Here is a 17347-nt window from a genome sequence, read left to right on the forward strand (position 1 = left end):
TTTCCGTCTGTGCTGAGCGAGGTTTCGTCGCGGCCGCCGAAAACACGAAGACCGCCGGATTCCCCAGGGGGAGGGCGGTCTGTTGCATGCGTGCGCACCGCCTAAACGGTGGGCCACCAGGATGTGTGAGCGCGCATGGCGCCGAACCTACCACAGCAGCCTTTCGGCACCGGTTCAGGCGCCGTGCGGTGAGGGCGGCGTAGGCTGAGCCCGTGCCTGCTGTGAACCTCGGAATGCCCCGCGTGCCGGAGACCCTCGCGCCCCGTCGCAAGACCCGCCAGATCCGGGTCGGCAAGGTGCTCGTCGGTGGCGACGCTCCCGTCAGCGTCCAGTCGATGACCACGACGCCCACCACCAACATCAACGCCACGCTGCAGCAGATCGCCGAGCTCACGGCATCCGGATGCGAGATCGTGCGCGTCGCCGTGCCGTCGCAGGACGACGCCGACGTGCTGCACATCATCGCGAAGAAGAGCCAGATCCCGGTCATCGCCGACATCCACTTCCAGCCGAAGTACGTCTTCCAGGCGATCGACGCCGGGTGCGGTGCGGTGCGCGTGAACCCGGGCAACATCCGCAAGTTCGACGACCAGGTCGGCGCGATCGCCAAGGCCGCGAAAGACGCCGGCGTCTCGCTGCGCATCGGCGTCAACGCCGGATCGCTCGATCGCCGCCTGCTCGAGAAGTACGGCAAGGCCACCCCCGAAGCGCTCGTCGAGAGCGCCGTGTGGGAGGCCTCGCTGTTCGAGGAGCACGACTTCCACGACTTCAAGATCTCGGTCAAGCACAACGACCCGATCGTCATGGTGAAGGCCTACCGCCTGCTCGCCGAGCGGGGCGACTGGCCGCTGCACCTTGGTGTGACCGAGGCCGGACCCGCGTTCCAGGGCACGATCAAGAGCGCCACGGCGTTCGGCATCCTGCTGTCCGAGGGCATCGGCGATACCATCCGCGTCTCGCTCTCGGCTCCGCCGGCCGAAGAGGTCAAGGTCGGTCACCAGATCCTGCAGTCGCTGAACCTTCGCGAGCGCAAGCTCGAGATCGTCTCGTGCCCCTCGTGCGGTCGCGCCCAGGTCGACGTGTACACGCTCGCCGACGACGTGACCGAGGGCCTGAAGGACATGACCGTTCCGCTGCGCGTGGCCGTCATGGGCTGCGTCGTCAACGGACCCGGTGAGGCGCGCGACGCCGACCTGGGTGTGGCCTCGGGCAACGGCAAGGGGCAGATCTTCGTGAAGGGCGAGGTCGTCAAGACCGTGCCCGAGAGCGAGATCGTGGCGACGCTGATCGCCGAGGCGAACCGCCTCGCGGCCGAGATGGGCCCCGACGCCGCCACCGGTACCGCGCAGGTCATCACCGCCTGACCGCGTACCCGATCCGCTCTGCGCTCATCTGAGCGTCGGCAGTCGGCTTTTGTTCCGATAGCGTCGGAAGTCTCATGACCGAGACTGCACGCGCCTCCCTCGCCCGCCCGCTCATCGCCGGCGTGGTCACCGCCCTCGTCGGCTTCACCAGCACCTTCGCGGTGGTCCTCACGGGCCTGCGGGCGGTGGGTGCGACGCCCGCGCAGGCGGCGAGCGGACTGCTCGCCATCACCCTCGTCGTCGGGGTGGGCTGCATCGTGCTGGCCGGTCGTTACCGCATCCCCATCACCGTCGCCTGGTCGACCCCCGGCGTCGCGCTGCTCGCGGCGACCGGCGCCGTCGACGGCGGCTGGCCCGCGGTCGTGGGGGGCTTCCTCGTCTGCGCGGCACTGATCCTGTGCACGGCCCTGTTCCCGCCGCTGGGCGCGCTGATCGCCCGCATCCCTCCCTCCATCGCGCAGGCGATGCTCGCCGGCGTGCTGCTGCCGTTGTGCGTCGCGCCGTTCGTCGGGCTCGTCGACGACCCGTGGGGAGTGGCCCCGGTGCTGATCGTGTGGCTCGTGGCATCCCGTCTGCTTCCCCGGTGGGCCGTGCCGCTCGCCTTCGTCGCGGCGATCGCGGTGGTCGCGGTGGAGCTCACCCGCACGGGAGTGAACGCGGATGCCACCTCGCTCCTGCCCCGGCTGGAGTTCACCGCCCCCGAACTCACGGTCGGCGCGGTCATCGGGATCGCGTTGCCGCTGTTCGTGGTGACGATGGCGTCGCAGAACGTCCCCGGCGTCGCCGTGATGCGCAGCCTCGGCTACACGGTCCCCTGGCGTCCCGCGATGCTCGTCACCGGCCTCGGCTCGGCGGCCGCCGCGACCTTCGGCGGACACGCGATGAACCTCGGTGCCATCAGCGCGGCGATCGCGGCGGGCCCCGACTCCCACCCCGACCCGAAGAAGCGCTGGGTGGCCGGCGTCTCGGCGGGGGGAACATACCTCGTGCTCGGCGCCCTGTCGGCGGCGTTCGCGGCGATCGTGCTGCTCGCCCCCGCCGGCGTCATCCCGGCGGTGGCCGGGGTGGCCCTGTTCGGCGCGTTCGGCTCCGCCGTGCAGCAGGCCATCGACGACCCCGGAGAGCGGGTGCCGGCCGTGGTGACCTTCCTCGTCGCGGCATCCGGGATCGCGGTGTTCGGGGTGAGCGCGGCCTTCTGGGCGCTGCTGGCGGGGCTCGTCGTGCGTAGCGTCCTGCACGTGGGACGGCGCCGCGCCGCGTGACCGGGTTGACCAAGTGCGGTTGACCAACGTCGGAGGTGGGTGCGAGTCTGGTCGCATGAAGACGTCGCGAGTGAAGGTGCAATACGCCAAGACGCACCTGTCCGCCCTCATCGCCTCCGTGCAACGCGGCGACGAGGTCGTCATCGCGCGGGGCGATACCCCGGCCGCGCGGCTGGTCGCCGTCGAGCCGCCGGCGGAGCGGGAGTTGGGCTTCGTGGCCTACGCGGTCCCGGAGTCGTTCTCCGACCCCCTGCCCGAAGGGGAGCTCTCCGCCTGGGAGGTCGGTGCGTGAGGTATCTGCTCGACACGCACACGCTCCTCTGGGCGCTGACCGCCCCGGATCGCCTCGGCCCGGCCTCCTCGACGATCCTCGCCGACCCGTCGTCGACGATCGTCGTGTCCGCCGCCTCGGCGTGGGAGATCTCGACGAAGCAGAGGATCGGCAAGCTCCCGCACGCTGACGCGCTCGTCGGGGGCTACGCGCGCCATCTCGATCGCCTCGGCGCGGAGAGGCTCCCCATCGATGAGACCCACGCGCTCCTCGCCGGAGCCCTCCAGTGGGATCATCGTGACCCGTTCAACCGGATGCTCGCCGCGCAGGCGATGGTGGAGTCCCTCACGCTTCTCAGCAGCGACGACGCGTTCTCTCGGTTGGCGGGCCTCGCCGTTCAGTGGTGAGACCTGGGTGCCCGGGGGAGGTGAGTGGTCGAGCCGTCACCCTTTCGTTACCGAAACTTCCGCGTCGGTCGTGAACCGATCGACGGATCATGGACATTAGAGAGTGTGGATGACGATGACGCCGGGCTGTGGACCCGGGTGCGCCAAGGCGACGAGCACGCGCTCGCCGCGTTGTTCGATCGGTATGACGCGCGCCTGTTCCGGCACGCGTCGCGGCTGCTGACCCATCGCGAGGATGCGAAGGACGCCGTGACCGTGGCGTTCTTCGAGCTGTGGCGCAAACGCGTCTCGGTGCGTCTGGTCGACGGGTCGCCTCTGCCGTGGCTGCTGACGACCGTCGCGCATTGCGCACGGAACCTCGAGCGCTCGAGCAGGAGGTACCGCGCCCTGCTCGATCGAGCACCGGTCGCGGAGGCCGCAACGGCCGGGCACGACGAGAGCGGAGTGCTCTCGGCACTCAAGCGGCTGCCCGAGCGCGAGCAGGCGGTCGTGGTGCTGTCGGTGCTCGAGGGCTACGCGGAGCGCGAGGTCGCTCAGGCCCTCGGCATCCCGGCGGGAACGGTGAAGTCGCGGCTCGCCCGCGCCAAAGCGAAACTGCGCGACGAGGTCGCGATGGAAGGGGCACGGGCATGAACGACGAACTGACGCCCTCCGAGCGCGCGGCCCTGCGCGCCCGCATCGTGGGCGGCGCCCACGACATCACGCCCGTCGGGGCGCACCGCAACGCCTGGATCGCGGGCTCCGTGGCGGCGGCTCTGGTGGTCGCGATCGCCGGGGGAGTGGCGGTGACCTCGACGCTGAGCGCGCCCGAGATCGCGACGACGCCGTCGCCGAGCCCGACCGCCACCGTGGCGCCGGTGCCGACCCCGACGCCGACGGTCGCGCCAACCCCGACCCCGGCACCTACCCCCCTGGCCACGGCGCCCGTCCTCGCTTTCGGCGGCGACTGTTCGGCTGTGCTCGATGCCGATGCGGCATCTTCGGTGGTCGGTGTTCCGATGCGTCTGTGGGAGGGGCTGTCCGTCTGGGACGCTCGATCGCTGGGCGGGGTCTCGTGCCACTGGCGGACGCAGGACTCCTCGGGGTGGCAGTCGGTGGGCGTCACCGTTCTCCCCTACTCCGTCGTGCCGGACGCCGTCCGCGCGAGAATCGGCGTCGCCCCGGTCTGCGAGGGCGGACCATGCGACTATTCGGAACGCTTCGGGGACGCGTGGGTGTCCGCGTACGCGAGCAGCGCCTCCGTGGCGTTGGACGCGGTAGCGGCGGTGGGGTCGCGCGCTGCCGCCTCGCCGGGAATCGAGCGGGCGCTTCCGGCGGCGGCCTGGCATCTCGATGGCTGTCAGGACCGTCTCCGTGGCGCCGTCGAGCAGACCCTTGGCCGTGTCGGACTTGAACCGGTGGGAACCGACAACGTGCCGCAGGGTCAAGAGTGGGACGTTCTCACCGGGCGCGGCGCCGCCGCCTGGTGCTCGGTCGCCCCTCCCGTCTACGACGATCCGGACTACTTCACACTGCGACTCAGCATCGCCGCCGGTGCGCAATCCGATGCGAGCGAGGTGGAGCGGTTCGGGGGCATTCCGGTTCAGGTCAACGGTGCCCGAGCGGCCTGGTGGATCCCACCCGCGAACGGGGTCGGCGGGCGCCTGCGGGCGGACGCCGACGGGGGAATCATCGAGGCGGTGGGCACGGATCTCACACAGGAGCAGATGCGCGCCCTCGCCGAGAACATCATCGGCGCGCTCGGGTGACCCCTGGCATCCGTCCCCCCTGCCCTCGCGCCCTAGACTCGACTCTCGTGGTCACCCGTCTGTCGAAGTACTTCCTCCGCACGCTCCGCGAAGATCCCTCGGATGCCGAGGTCACGAGCCACCGCCTGCTCGTGCGCGCCGGTTACATCCGTCGCAACGCCCCGGGCGTCTTCGCGTGGCTCCCTCTGGGTCTGAGGGTCAAGGCCAAGATCGAGGCCGTCGTCCGCGAGGAGATGGCGAACGCCGGAGCGTTCGAGGTGCACTTCCCGGCTCTGCTGCCCCGCGAGCCGTACGAGGTCACGGGCCGCTGGGAGGAGTACGGCGACGCGCTGTTCCGCCTGCAGGACCGCAAGGGAGCCGACTACCTTCTCGCGCCCACGCACGAGGAGATGTTCACCCTCCTGGTGAAGGACTTGTACTCGTCGTACAAGGACCTGCCGCTGACGATCTACCAGATCCAGGACAAGTACCGCGACGAGGCGCGTCCCCGCGCCGGCCTCCTGCGCGGCCGCGAGTTCACGATGAAGGACGCGTACTCGTTCGACGCGACGGATGCCGGACTCGACGCCTCGTACCAGGCTCAGCGTGACGCCTACGAGCGCATCTTCACCCGCCTGGGTCTCGAGTACGTGATCGTCGCCGCCGACGCCGGCGCGATGGGCGGATCGAAGTCCGAGGAGTTCCTGCACCCGACCCCGATCGGCGAGGACACCTTCGTGCGCTCGGCCGGCGGTTACGCGGCCAACGTCGAGGCCTTCACGACCGTCGTGCCCGATGCGCTGCCGATCGAGGGTCAGCCCGAGGCCGTGATCTTCGATTCGCCGAACACCCCGACGATCGCGACCCTCGTCGACCACTCGAACGCGCACCTCGACGCCCCGGCTCCCGGCATCGCCGGCCCGGCCACGGCCGAGGCCACCCAGTGGACGGCCGCGCACACGCTCAAGAACGTCGTGCTCGCCCTCACGCACCTCGACGGCACGCGCGAGCTGGTCGTCGTGGGCCTTCCCGGTGACCGCGACGTCGACGACAAGCGCGTCGAGGTCGCCTTCGCCCCCGCGGAGGTCGAGGCGGCCACCGAGGCCGACTTCGCGAAGAATCCCCTGCTGGTCAAGGGCTACATCGGCCCCTGGTCGCCGACCGGCGCCGTGCTGGGCGAGGAGTCGGCGACGAAGATCCGTTACTACCTCGACCCCCGAGTGGTCGATGGCACGGCGTGGATCACGGGCGCCAACATCGACCAGAAGCACGTGCACTCGCTCGTCGCGGGCCGCGACTTCGTCGGCGACGGCTTCGTCGAGGTCTCGACCGTGCGCGCGGGAGACCCCGCCCCCGACGGCTCCGGCCCGGTGGAGCTGGCCCGCGGTATGGAGATCGGCCACGTCTTCCAGCTCGGCCGCAAGTACGCCGAGGCGCTGGGGCTGAAGGTGCTCGACGAGAACGGCAAGCTCGCCACCGTCACGATGGGTTCATACGGCATCGGCGTCACCCGCATCCTCGCGATCATCGCCGAGCTCAACAACGACGACAAGGGCCTCATCTGGCCCGCGTCCGTCGCCCCGTTCGACGTGCACGTGGTCGCGACCGGCCGTGAGGCCGCCGCGTTCGAGCTCGCGGCATCCGTCTCCGACCAGCTCGAGGCCGCCGGTCTCGACGTGCTCTACGACGACCGCCCCAAGGTGTCGCCGGGCGTGAAGTTCGGCGACGCCGAGCTCGTCGGCATCCCGCGCATCCTGATCGTCGGTCGCGGCGCCGCCGAGGGCCAGGTCGAGCTCTGGGACCGCCGCACGGGCCAACGCGACACTGTGTCGGTTGACGACGCCGTGGCAGCGCTCACGCGCTGATCCTGCACCGAAACGGCATCCGTCCCGCACTTGCCGGGAGGGGTGCCGTTTCGTCGTCCACCCGTGCGCCGGCATGGGTAGCGTGGATGCCATGATCTCGGCTCCCCGTCTGTCCCTGTCCGACGGCTCCACCATCCCGCAGCTCGGCGTCGGCACGTACAAGGTGCCGGCCGACGTGACCGCCGGCCTCGTCGAGGGCGCACTCGCCGCCGGGTACCGCCACATCGACACGGCCGCGCTCTACGGCAACGAGGTGGAGGTCGGCGAGGGGCTGCGCGCGTCGGGACTCAAGCGTGACGAGGTGTTCGTCACCACCAAGGTGTGGAACGACGACCAGGGGTTCGACGAGACGCTGCGGGCCTTCGACACCAGCGCCGCGAAGCTCGGGCTCGACCGGGTCGACCTGTACCTCATCCACTGGCCGATCCCGAGCGCCGACCGCTACGTCGACACCTGGAAGGCGCTCCAGCGCCTGCAGCAGGAGGGGCGGGCGACGTCGATCGGCGTCAGCAACTTCTCGGTCGTGCACCTCGAGCGCCTTCGCGACGAGACCGGACTGCTGCCTGCCGTGAATCAGGTCGAGCTGCACCCGCGCTTCCCGCAGACCGAGCTGGTCGACTGGCACGTCGCGAACGGCATCGTGACCGAGTCGTGGGCACCGCTCGCGCGCGGCGGCCTGCTCGACGAGCCCGTGCTCACCCGCATCGCCGAGAAGTACGGCAAGTCGCCGGCCCAGGTCGTGATCCGCTGGCACCTGGATCGGGACCTCGTGGTGTTCCCGAAGTCGGTGTCGCTCGACCGCATCCGCGAGAACGGAGACGTCTTCGACTTCACCCTCGACGACGACGACCGCGCGGCCATCGCGGGCCTCGACACGGGTGAGCGCACGGGTCGCAACCCCGACCTCGACTGAGGCCCGAGCTCAGGCGTCGAGGCGGGCGTACCGCGCGCGGAAGATCGTGAAGACGCCGTAAGCGAGGAATCCCGCCCCGACGAGACAGGCGAGCACGGGACCGGCGGGCAGCGCCACGACGGCGGCGGTGGCGCCGTCGAGTCCGCCCGCGGTGTCGGGTTCGACGGTGACGGCGGCGACGACCACCAGCACGCCCACGATCAGCAGTGCCACGCCCTTCGCGACGAACCCGAGCACACCGAGCACCGTGAGGGCGAAGCCCCCGGGCCCGGCGGGCGTGCGCACCTTGGAGTGGAACGACCGGCGCAGGCCCATCCAGACGAAGCCGATACCGACCGCCGCCACCGCGAGACCGACCGCACCGAGCACGAATCCGCCGATCGGCCAGGTGAGAACACCCTGGCTGAGGTCTTCGGCCGCCTGTTCCGCCCTCGGACGGGCCCCCAGGGCCACGGATGCCGAGACGAGGCCGATCGCGACGAACACGAGGCCCTGCGGAGCTTCGGTGAAGATTCGTCCGATGCGTCGCCACACCGACAGATGGCGCGGCGCGAACGCCTGCAGCAGGTGCCAAGCACCGAGGGCGACGAGTCCGACGGCGAGGGCCCACAGTGCCGCCGCTCCGAGGGGCACCGCGGCGACCGCGCGGAACGCCCCTGTCTGGTCGCTGTCCTCGGTCGCGCCGAAGCCGACGGCGATCACCAGAGCGCCGATGAGAAGGTGCAGGATGCCGTTGGCCGCGTACCCCGCGCGCGCGGCGATGCGGAACGCGGGGTTGGCCTCCGCGTCCCGGGCGGCTTCGCGAGCGGAGGTGGACACTCGGGAACCGTACGCGGGTTGGCCGCCGGGCGACAATCCGGTTGTGCGTCCGCGCCTTCCGCGACGAGCGCGGCGAGGGGGTCGGGGGGAGGCGTCATGCGGCGCCGGGGTGAAGATCGTGTGTCGTTCCCGTTCCGCGTTGGCGTGAGCGGGCCGCACTGATTACGGTCGGATCATGCCCGAGAACACCGCTGAGCTGCGCCCCACTCACCCGCTCGCGATCGCGCCGGTCGTCGCCCCCGCGGCATCCGTCGACGGCTTCGCGAAGCAGTTCCTGCAGAACCTCAATTTCGACCAGGGCGTCACGCTGTCGACCTCCGATGTCAACGACCAGTACCTCGCCCTGGCCTACACCGTGCGTGACTACCTCATGGCGCGCTGGTTCGACGATCGCGCGCAGCAGAAGGCCCAGCAGAACAAGACCGTCTGCTACCTCTCGGCCGAGTACCTGCTGGGGCGCCAGCTCGACAACAACCTCCTCGCGGCGCGTCTGACCGACATCGCCACCGAGGCTCTGGCGCAGTGCGGCATCGACATCGACGACCTGCGCCAGGTCGAGATCGAGCCGGGGCTCGGCAACGGCGGTCTGGGCCGCCTCGCGGCCTGCTTCATCGACTCGCTCGCGACGATGAGCATCCCCACCATCGGCTACGGCATCCGCTACGAGTACGGCATCTTCCGCCAGGCCTTCGCCGAGGGGCAGCAGGTCGAGCAGCCCGACGCGTGGCTGCGCATGGGATCCCCCTGGGACTTCGCCCACCCCGAGGCGGCGCAGACGATCTCGTTCGCCGGCCGCACCGAGACCTACGACGACGAGGGCGTCGAGCGCACGCGCTGGATCCCCGAGTGGAACGTGCTCGCGGTGCCCTACAACATGATGGTCCCGGGCTACCACAACGGTCGCGTGAACACGCTGCGCCTGTGGCGCGCGGTGGCCACCAACGCCTTCGACCTGCACACCTTCAACTCCGGCGACTACGTCGAGTCGGTGCGCGCGCAGACCTTCGCCGAGAACATCTCGAAGGTGCTCTACCCCGAGGACTCCACGCCCCAGGGCAAGGAGCTGCGCCTGCAGCAGCAGTACTTCTTCGTCGCGGCATCCATCGCCGACTTCATCGAGAACGTGCTGCCCGACGACTTCGACCTCGAGAAGCTTCCTGAGCGCGTGATCTTCCAGCTCAACGACACCCACCCGGTGATCGGGGTGCCCGAGCTGATGCGCGTGCTCGTCGACGAGAAGAAGCTCGAGTGGGATGCCGCGTGGGCGATCACCCAGAAGTGCTTCGCGTACACCTGCCACACGCTGCTGCCCGAGGCGCTCGAGGTCTGGTCGGTCGACCTGCTCGGCCGCCTGCTGCCGCGCCACCTCGAGATCATCTACCGCATCAACGACGAGTTCCTGCTCGAGGTGCGCGAGCGCTTCGGCGACGACGAGATGCTCATCCGCAACATGTCGATCATCGGCGAGCACCCCTCGCGCTCGGTGCGGATGGCCTACCTCGCCACGGTCGCGGGCTCGAAGGTCAACGGCGTCGCCGAGCTGCACTCGCAGCTGCTGCGCGACAACGTGCTGAAGGACTTCGCCACCATGTGGCCCGACAAGTTCACCAACGTCACCAACGGCGTCACCCCGCGTCGCTTCCTGCGCCTGGCCAACCCCGACCTGTCGGCCCTCATCACCGAGGCCCTCGGCGCGGGCTGGACGGTCGACCTCGAACGCCTGCGCGGCCTGGAAGCCCTCGCCGACGACGCCGACTTCCGCGAGCGGTTCGCCGCGGTGAAGGCCTCGAACAAGCGCCGCCTCAGCAGCGTGCTCGAGACCCGGGGTGAGGCGCCGCTCGACGAGGGGCACATGCTCGACGTCATGATCAAGCGCCTGCACGAGTACAAGCGGCAGACCCTGAAGGTGCTGCACATCGTCAGCACCTACGAGGGCATCGTCTCGGGTCGCCTCGACGTCGACGAGGTGCAGGCGCGCACGTTCCTCTTCGGAGCGAAGGCCGCGCCCGGTTACGGCATGGCCAAGCGCATCATCCACCTCATCAACGCCGTCGGCGAGGTGGTCAGCGCCGACGAGCGGGTCAAGGGCAAGCTCAAGGTCGTCTACCCGGCGAACTACAACGTCACCCTGGCCGAGCGCATCATCCCCGCCGCCGACCTGTCGGAGCAGATCTCGCTCGCCGGCAAAGAGGCCTCGGGCACGGGCAACATGAAGCTCGCCCTGAACGGCGCCCTCACCATCGGCACCGACGACGGCGCGAACGTCGAGATCCGCAAGCTCGTCGGCGACGACAACTTCTTCCTCTTCGGCATGAGCGAGCCCGAGGTCGAGGCGCTGTGGGCCGAGGGCTACCGCCCCGCCGACTTCTATCAGAAGGACGAGCGGCTGCGCAGCGCGATCGACCTCATCGCCTCGGGCGCCTTCTCGGGCGGCGACCGCACCGTGTTCGAGCCGCTCGTGTCGAATCTGCTGTACGAAGACCGTTTCATGGCGCTCGCCGACTTCTCGACCTACCTCGACGCCCAGGAGCGCGTCGACGCGGCGTACGCCGACCAGGACGGCTGGGTGCGCTCCGCGATCCTCAACGTCGCGCGCAGCGGCTACTTCTCGTCCGATCGCGCCATGCGCGACTACCTCGACCGCATCTGGCACGCCACCCCGGTGAGCTGACGCGGTTTCCGGATGCCGCGACCTGGGCGCTCGCCCGAGGTTGCGGCATCCGTCGTTTCCGGCGCCGGAATGCGGGCTGGTGCGTGCACAACTCCGGAGTCTCGGATGCCGCGCGGCCGGTGCACCCCGGAACCGCGCGGGCGCCGCGGCGCGCGGCGCCGTTGCTTCCTGCGTTGTGCACGCGCGCTGGCGGAAAGGCTGCGAAGGCTGGCCGACCGGCGACGGCGTCGAGGCGGCGACGTGCGCGAGAGTTGAAGCCTCTCGACCCCGGAGGCCCCGTGCGCATCAGCGACTTCCCCGTTCCCGACACCCTCGCCGCCCGTGGGGCCCTTGCCCTCGCCCGGCAGTACCAGTCGCCCGCGATCACCGCGCACGCGTTGCGGTCGTGGCTGTGGGCCGAGGCGTTCGCAGTGGTCGACGGCATCGGGAACATCGACCATGAGCTGCTATACGTCGCCGCAGTGCTGCACGACATCGGCACGGTGGGGGAGTTCGACAACCACGCGCTGTCGTACGAGCACGCGGGCGGGTACGTCGGCGTCGCGCTCACCGCCGGCGCGGGGTGGGAGCAGCCCCGACGCGAGCGCGTGCTCGAGGTGATCGTGCGGCACAACTGGCCGCGCGTGGATCCGTCGATGGATGCCGAGGGGCATCTGCTCGAGATCGCGACGGGCCTCGACATCTCGGGCGCCCGTCCCGACGCGCTGCCCGAGGATTTCCGCCGCGAGGTGCTCGCCGCTCACCCGCGCGGCGCCCTGGCCGCCGAGTTCGGCGCGTGCGTGCTCGACCAGGCGGCGCGCAAGCCCGACACCGCCGCCCGGCGCCTGGTGGACGGGGGAGTGGTGGCCAAGCTCGCGGCGAATCCGCTCGAACGGTTGTGACCGGCCGGATGAGGCGGGAGTCAGACGACGAGTTCGACGCGGACGCCCGCCGCTTCGTACGTTCCTCGTGCTCGGGCGTCTCGTGTGGCGAGCGAGAGCGCATGGGTGAGAGCGGCGAGAGCGACGAGTCCGTCGTAGGTCGCCCCGCCGCTGATCCCGCGATCGGCCAGGGCGCGGTGCGCGCCCGCCGACGCGTCGGCCGGGAGTGAGAGGGGATCGCCGAAGTTGGCATCCATGACGGAGATCGCGTCGGCCGCTTCGAGTCGTGCGTCGCCCGGGAGTCGCGTCAAGACGGAATACGTCTCGATCGCCGCGTGACCGCTGAGGCGGAGCTCGCGCCCGCGCGCCCAAGCGCTCACTCGATCGTGATGCTCGTGGGAGCCGACGAGCAGCGGGACCGCAACGCTCGTGTCGACCGCGATCGGCGTGCGATCGACCGTCACCGACGCCCGCTGTCGATCAGGGTCGAGATCACCTCGTCGGTGACGGGCGTCGATCCGCGGGAGATCAATCGGCCGTCGTCGTCGCGTTCGAGACGTGCGGTACGGCCACCCGGGGTGATCTGCACTCCGCTCCCGTAGGCCGAGACGTCGACGACCGTGCCGGGGAGGAGACCGAACACGTCGCGAAGGGCCTTCGGGAGGACGATGCGCCCCCCGCTGTCGATGGTGAGCTCCATGGGAATACGATACCAGCGTCGTCCCATCCGCGGACCGGTCGTCTCAGCGCGTCGCCCGTCAACGAGGACGGCCGCAGCTGCGGCATCCGGAATCGTCCGACGAGATGCGCGGGGCGTGACATCCCGGGTATCGTAGGAGGGTTGTCGGCGCCGGTCGTGCCGACGAAAGCTGAACAACGGAGGGCCTTGTGGACATCGATCTCGCACTACTGAAGACGATCGAACGCGAGAAGGAGATCCCCTTCGATGAACTCGCGCGCATCATCGAGCAGGCGATCCTGACCGCCTACGCCAAGCACATCTCGCCGACCGGCGAGATCCCCACCGGTGCACGCGCCACCCTCGACCGCAAGACCGGCCACGTGGGCATCTTCACGCCCGTGACCGACGACGAGGGCGCGATCATCGGCGAAGAGGAGCAGGCCCCCGACGACTTCGGTCGCATCGCCGCCTTCGCCGCCAAGCAGGTCATCAGCCAGCGTCTGCGCGACATCGCCGACGATGCCGTGCTGGGCGAGTTCCGCGGCAAAGAGGGCGACATCGTCGCCGGCGTCGTGCAGCAGGGCCCCAACCCGCGCATGGTCCACGTCGATCTCGGCACGGTCGAGGCGATCCTCCCGCCCGAAGAGCAGGTGCCCGGCGAGACCTACGCCCACGGCTCGCGACTGCGCGTCTACGTCACGAGCGTCTCGAAGGGCAACAAGGGCCCGCAGATCACCGTGTCGCGCACCCACCCGGGCCTGGTCCGCAAGCTCTTCGCCCTCGAGGTGCCCGAGATCGCCGCGGGGCTGGTCGAGATCGTCTCGCTCGCCCGCGAGGCCGGCCACCGTTCGAAGATCGCGGTCAAGGCCAACGACCCGACCGTGAACGCCAAGGGCGCCTGCATCGGAGAGCTCGGCCGCCGCGTGCGCGCCGTCACCGAAGAGCTCGCCGGCGAAAAGATCGACATCATCGACTACGACGCCGAGTTGCCGCGCTTCGTCGCGAACGCCCTGTCGCCGGCGAAGGTCACCTCGTCGTTCGTCCTGGATGCCACGACCAAGGCCGTCCGCGCCCTCGTGCCCGACTACCAGCTGTCGCTCGCGATCGGCAAAGAGGGGCAGAACGCCCGTCTGGCCGCCAAGCTGACCGGTGCGAAGATCGACATCCAGCCCGACAGCATCCTCGAAGACAACTGAGCGTCCGATCGTCCCCACGATCGCGAGGTGTAGGATGGAACCCGTACGAACGTGCGTCGGATGCCGCGCACGTGCCCCCCGATCCTCGCTTCTGCGTGTGGTCGCGGACGGATCCGTCCTCGTCGCTGACGAGCGAGCGGTTCTTCCCGGTCGGGGCGCGTGGGTGCACGAGACGGACGCGTGTGTGAGCAAAGCGCTCGCACGTCGCGCCTTCGTACGAGCATTGCGTGTGTCAGGCCCGCTTGACACGCAGACCTTCGAATCACACCACCAGCGAAAAGGCTGAACGGCTATGGACACGAAGTGAACGGCTCGAAATGAGACCCGTCCGCAACTAACGGTCTGCCCTGTCCGGGGTAGGCCCTCAGACAGGAGAATTGTGGCAAAACCACGCGTGCACGAGATCGCTTCCGAGCTCGGCGTCGACAGCAAGGTCGCGCTTGCGAAGCTGAAGGAGCTCGGCGAATTCGTCAAGAGCCCCTCATCCACCATCGAACCCCCGGTGGCCCGTAAGCTCCGCGCTGCGCTGGCTTCCGAAGGCTCGTCTTCCTCTTCGGATGCCAAGCCCGCCGCTTCCGCGGCGCGCCCCGGCGCCCGTCCTGGTCCGGCTCGTCCGGCCGCGACCCCCGGCAACCGTCCGTCGGGTCCCACGCCCGGACCCGCGAAGCCCGCGGCCCCCGCCGCTCCCGTAGCGGCTCCGGCCGAGGCTGCACCCGCGGCATCCGTCCCGGCTTCCGAGGCCCCCGCGGCCGCGTCGGCGGCGAAGCCTTCGACTCCGTCGTCTCCGCCGAGCCCCGGCTCGACCCCTCCGACCCCCGGTGCCGCTGCACCCGGTGCCGGTGCCCCCAAGCCCGGCCCGAGCGCGCCCCCGCGTCCGGGTGGAGCCCGTCCGGGCAACAACCCCTTCGCGTCCTCGCAGGGCATGGGCCAGCGTCCCGCCGGTCCCCGTCCGGGCAACAACCCCTTCGCTTCGGCGCAGGGCATGGGCCAGCGCCCGACCCCCGGCAACATCCCGCGTCCGCAGGCTCCGCGCCCCGGTGCCCCGCGTCCCGGTGCCCCGCGCCCCGGTGGTGCCGGTCGTCCCGGTGGCGGCGGTCGTCCCGGCGCTCCGTTCCAGCAGCGTCCCGGCGGTCCCGGTCGTCCCGGCGGCGCCGGTGGCGGCTTCCAGCGCCCCGGTGGCGGCGCTCCGGCCGGTGGTTTCGCCGGTCGTCCCGGTGGCGGCGGTGGCCGTGGCCGTGGTCCCGGCGGTGGTACCGCGGGTGCCTTCGGTAAGGGTGGCGGCAAGTCCAAGCAGCGTAAGTCGCGTCGGGCGAAGCGGCAGGAATTCGAGATGCGGTCGGCGCCGGTCGTCGGCGGCGTCAACGTCTCGAAGGGCAACGGCGAGATCATCCGCCTGCGTCGCGGTGCCTCCATCGCCGACTTCGCGGACAAGCTCGAAGCCTTGCGCGGCTACACCGTGCAGCCCGGCACGCTCGTGACCATCCTGTTCAACCTGGGCGAGATGGCCACCGCGACCGAGTCGCTCGACGAGGCCACCTTCGAGGTGCTCGGAGCCGAGCTCGGCTACAAGATCCAGATGGTCTCGCCCGAGGACGAAGACAAGGAGCTCCTCGAGGGCTTCGGTCTCGACCTCGACGCCGAGCTCGAGGCCGAGAGCGAGGACGATCTCGAGATCCGTCCTCCCGTGGTCACCGTCATGGGCCACGTCGACCACGGTAAGACGCGACTGCTCGACGCCATCCGCCAGACCAACGTGGTCGCGGGCGAGGCCGGCGGCATCACGCAGCACATCGGTGCCTACCAGATCTGGACCGAGCACGAGGGCATCGAGCGCGCGATCACCTTCATCGACACCCCGGGTCACGAGGCGTTCACCGCCATGCGTGCCCGTGGTGCGCAGGTGACCGACATCGCGATCCTCGTGGTCGCGGCCGACGACGGCATCATGCCCCAGACGGTCGAGGCGCTGAACCACGCCCAGGCGGCGAACGTGCCGATCGTGGTCGCGGTCAACAAGGTCGACAAGCCCGACGCCAACCCGGCCAAGGTGCGCCAGCAGCTCACCGAGTACGGTCTGGTCGCCGAGGAGTACGGCGGAGACGTCATGTTCGTCGACGTCTCGGCTCGACAGAACCTCAACATCCAGGCCCTCCTGGATGCGGTCCTGCTCACCGCCGACGCCGGCCTCGACCTCACGGCCAACCCGAACAAGGCGGCCCGCGGTGTCGCGATCGAAGCAAAGCTCGACAAGGGTCGCGGTTCGGTCGCCACGGTGCTCATCCAGTCCGGAACCCTTCGCGTCGGTGACGCGATCGTCGCCGGAACGGCCTACGGCCGCGTCCGCGCGATGATGGACGAGAACGGCGAAGCGGTCGAAGAGGCCTACCCGTCGCGTCCCGTCTCGGTTCAGGGCCTCAACTCCGTGCCCCGCGCCGGCGACGTCTTCATCGTCACCGAAGAGGACCGCACCGCCCGTCAGATCGCCGAGAAGCGTGAAGCGGCCGAGCGCAACGCCCAGCTGGCCAAGGCCCGCAAGCGCATCTCGCTCGAGGACTTCACCCGCGCTCTCGAAGAGGGCAAGGTCGAGTCGCTCAACCTCATCATCAAGGGTGACGTGTCGGGTGCCGTCGAGGCACTCGAGGAGTCGCTGCTCAAGATCGAGGTCGACGACAGCGTCCAGCTGCGCATCATCCACCGCGGTGTGGGTGCGATCACCGAGTCGGACATCAACCTGGCCACGATCGACAACGCGATCGTGATCGGCTTCAACGTCCGTCCCGACACGAAGGCCCGTGAGCGCGCCGCTCGCGAGGGTGTCGACGTGCGGTTCTACTCGGTCATCTACAACGCGATCGACGACGTCGAGCAGTCGCTCAAGGGCCTGCTCAAGCCGGAGTTCGAAGAGGTGCAGTCGGGTGTCGCCGAGATCCGCGAGGTGTTCCGCTCCTCGAAGTTCGGCAACATCGCCGGTGTCATCGTGCGATCGGGAACGATCACGCGAAACGCCAAGGCTCGCGTCATCCGCGACGGTGTCGTGCTGGCCGACGGCCTGGCCATCGAGTCGCTGCGTCGCTTCAAGGACGACGTCACCGAGGTTCGGACGGACTTCGAGGCCGGTATCGGTCTCGGCAAGTTCAACGACATCCAGGTCGGCGACGAGATCGAAACGACGGAACTCGTCGAGAAGCCGCGAGGCTGATCGTCGTGCGGGGGTCGCGCCTTCGGGTGCGGCCCCCGCTGCGGCCTGCGGGGTGTGTGCCTTCCCGAGCAGAGCGGGGCCCCTACCCCGATGCTCGGGAAGACACACACC

Annotated in this window: 16 protein-coding genes; 13 read left to right on the forward strand and 3 right to left on the reverse strand. The window is 69.9% G+C overall.

The features are described from left to right. Positions 1 to 233: 233 nt before the first annotated feature. The 8 genes from ispG to BLS25_RS01740 all read left to right on the forward strand — a co-directional run bounded on the left by ispG (position 234) and on the right by BLS25_RS01740 (position 7809). A complete protein-coding gene (ispG, locus tag BLS25_RS01705) occupies positions 234 to 1364 on the forward strand; it encodes a flavodoxin-dependent (E)-4-hydroxy-3-methylbut-2-enyl-diphosphate synthase (RefSeq protein ID WP_056228466.1) in 1131 nt (376 codons plus the stop codon). A 74-nt stretch (positions 1365 to 1438) separates the two neighbouring features. Next, on the forward strand, positions 1439 to 2626 hold the full coding sequence (locus tag BLS25_RS01710) for a benzoate/H(+) symporter BenE family transporter (protein WP_074694205.1): 1188 nt from the start codon (positions 1439 to 1441) through the stop codon (positions 2624 to 2626). A gap of 55 nt (positions 2627 to 2681) precedes the next feature. Beyond that, on the forward strand, positions 2682 to 2918 hold the full coding sequence (locus BLS25_RS01715; RefSeq protein ID WP_056227202.1) for a type II toxin-antitoxin system Phd/YefM family antitoxin: 237 nt from the start codon (positions 2682 to 2684) through the stop codon (positions 2916 to 2918). Continuing rightward, a complete protein-coding gene (locus BLS25_RS01720) occupies positions 2915 to 3304 on the forward strand; it encodes a type II toxin-antitoxin system VapC family toxin (RefSeq protein ID WP_235556952.1) in 390 nt (129 codons plus the stop codon). Before BLS25_RS01715 ends, BLS25_RS01720 begins: the two co-directional genes overlap by 4 nt. Before the next feature lie 105 nt (positions 3305 to 3409). Continuing rightward, positions 3410 to 3937 (forward strand): RNA polymerase sigma factor, encoded by a 528-nt coding sequence (locus tag BLS25_RS01725; RefSeq protein ID WP_176786292.1) that lies wholly within the window; start codon positions 3410 to 3412, stop codon positions 3935 to 3937. Continuing rightward, the gene (locus BLS25_RS16790) at positions 3934 to 5052 is read left to right on the forward strand and encodes a hypothetical protein (protein WP_056227210.1); all 1119 of its coding nucleotides are present in this window, start codon (positions 3934 to 3936) and stop codon (positions 5050 to 5052) included. The genes BLS25_RS01725 and BLS25_RS16790 overlap by 4 nt, the downstream gene beginning before the upstream one ends. Before the next feature lie 47 nt (positions 5053 to 5099). Then, positions 5100 to 6896 (forward strand): proline--tRNA ligase, encoded by a 1797-nt coding sequence (locus BLS25_RS01735; RefSeq protein ID WP_074694206.1) that lies wholly within the window; start codon positions 5100 to 5102, stop codon positions 6894 to 6896. A 91-nt stretch (positions 6897 to 6987) separates the two neighbouring features. Beyond that, positions 6988 to 7809 carry an aldo/keto reductase gene (locus tag BLS25_RS01740; protein ID WP_074694207.1) on the forward strand — a complete coding sequence of 274 codons (822 nt, stop codon included), beginning with the start codon at positions 6988 to 6990 and terminating at the stop codon, positions 7807 to 7809. Between the two features lie 9 nt (positions 7810 to 7818). On the opposite strand, the gene BLS25_RS01745 is transcribed toward BLS25_RS01740, so the two are convergent. Next, positions 7819 to 8628: a DUF1206 domain-containing protein gene (locus BLS25_RS01745; RefSeq protein WP_074694208.1), complete on the reverse strand. Its 810-nt coding sequence runs from the start codon at positions 8626 to 8628 to the stop codon at positions 7819 to 7821. Positions 8629 to 8803: 175 nt separating this feature from the next. On the opposite strand from BLS25_RS01745, the gene BLS25_RS01750 reads away from it, so the two are divergent. Beyond that, positions 8804 to 11299 carry a glycogen/starch/alpha-glucan phosphorylase gene (locus BLS25_RS01750; protein WP_074694209.1) on the forward strand — a complete coding sequence of 832 codons (2496 nt, stop codon included), beginning with the start codon at positions 8804 to 8806 and terminating at the stop codon, positions 11297 to 11299. 278 nt (positions 11300 to 11577) lie between these two features. Further along, on the forward strand, positions 11578 to 12180 hold the full coding sequence (locus tag BLS25_RS01755) for an HD domain-containing protein (protein ID WP_074694210.1): 603 nt from the start codon (positions 11578 to 11580) through the stop codon (positions 12178 to 12180). Between the two features lie 20 nt (positions 12181 to 12200). On the opposite strand, the gene BLS25_RS01760 is transcribed toward BLS25_RS01755, so the two are convergent. Together BLS25_RS01760 and BLS25_RS01765 are read right to left on the reverse strand one after the other, a co-directional pair. Next, positions 12201 to 12623: a type II toxin-antitoxin system VapC family toxin gene (locus BLS25_RS01760; protein ID WP_056227228.1), complete on the reverse strand. Its 423-nt coding sequence runs from the start codon at positions 12621 to 12623 to the stop codon at positions 12201 to 12203. Next, a complete protein-coding gene (locus tag BLS25_RS01765; RefSeq protein ID WP_056227230.1) occupies positions 12620 to 12859 on the reverse strand; it encodes an AbrB/MazE/SpoVT family DNA-binding domain-containing protein in 240 nt (79 codons plus the stop codon). Before BLS25_RS01765 ends, BLS25_RS01760 begins: the two co-directional genes overlap by 4 nt. A gap of 188 nt (positions 12860 to 13047) precedes the next feature. On the opposite strand from BLS25_RS01765, the gene nusA reads away from it, so the two are divergent. The 3 genes from nusA to infB all read left to right on the forward strand — a co-directional run bounded on the left by nusA (position 13048) and on the right by infB (position 17236). Continuing rightward, positions 13048 to 14037 carry a transcription termination factor NusA gene (gene nusA, locus BLS25_RS01770; protein WP_074694211.1) on the forward strand — a complete coding sequence of 330 codons (990 nt, stop codon included), beginning with the start codon at positions 13048 to 13050 and terminating at the stop codon, positions 14035 to 14037. Between the two features lie 34 nt (positions 14038 to 14071). Next, positions 14072 to 14323: a YlxR family protein gene (locus tag BLS25_RS01775; protein ID WP_074694212.1), complete on the forward strand. Its 252-nt coding sequence runs from the start codon at positions 14072 to 14074 to the stop codon at positions 14321 to 14323. 93 nt (positions 14324 to 14416) lie between these two features. Continuing rightward, complete coding sequence (gene infB / locus BLS25_RS01780; protein WP_176786293.1) at positions 14417 to 17236, forward strand: translation initiation factor IF-2; 2820 nt, start codon at positions 14417 to 14419, stop codon at positions 17234 to 17236. Positions 17237 to 17347: the final 111 nt, after the last annotated feature.

The sequence above is a fragment of the Microbacterium testaceum StLB037 genome (assembly GCF_900104345.1).
Lineage (GTDB): Bacteria > Actinomycetota > Actinomycetes > Actinomycetales > Microbacteriaceae > Microbacterium > Microbacterium testaceum_A.

Bases quoted from the DNA above. Each gene is read 5' to 3' on its own strand.
- ispG (WP_056228466.1), top strand. From the start codon at position 234: ATGCCCCGCGTGCCGGAGACCCTCGCGCCCCGTCGCAAGACCCGCCAG.
- BLS25_RS01710 (WP_074694205.1), top strand. From the start codon at position 1,439: ATGACCGAGACTGCACGCGCCTCCCTCGCCCGCCCGCTCATCGCCGGC.
- BLS25_RS01715 (WP_056227202.1), top strand. From the start codon at position 2,682: ATGAAGACGTCGCGAGTGAAGGTGCAATACGCCAAGACGCACCTGTCC.
- BLS25_RS16790 (WP_056227210.1), top strand. From the start codon at position 3,934: ATGAACGACGAACTGACGCCCTCCGAGCGCGCGGCCCTGCGCGCCCGC.
- BLS25_RS01740 (WP_074694207.1), top strand. From the start codon at position 6,988: ATGATCTCGGCTCCCCGTCTGTCCCTGTCCGACGGCTCCACCATCCCG.
- BLS25_RS01750 (WP_074694209.1), top strand. From the start codon at position 8,804: ATGCCCGAGAACACCGCTGAGCTGCGCCCCACTCACCCGCTCGCGATC.
- BLS25_RS01765 (WP_056227230.1), bottom strand. From the start codon at position 12,859: ATGGAGCTCACCATCGACAGCGGGGGGCGCATCGTCCTCCCGAAGGCC.
- BLS25_RS01775 (WP_074694212.1), top strand. From the start codon at position 14,072: ATGGAACCCGTACGAACGTGCGTCGGATGCCGCGCACGTGCCCCCCGA.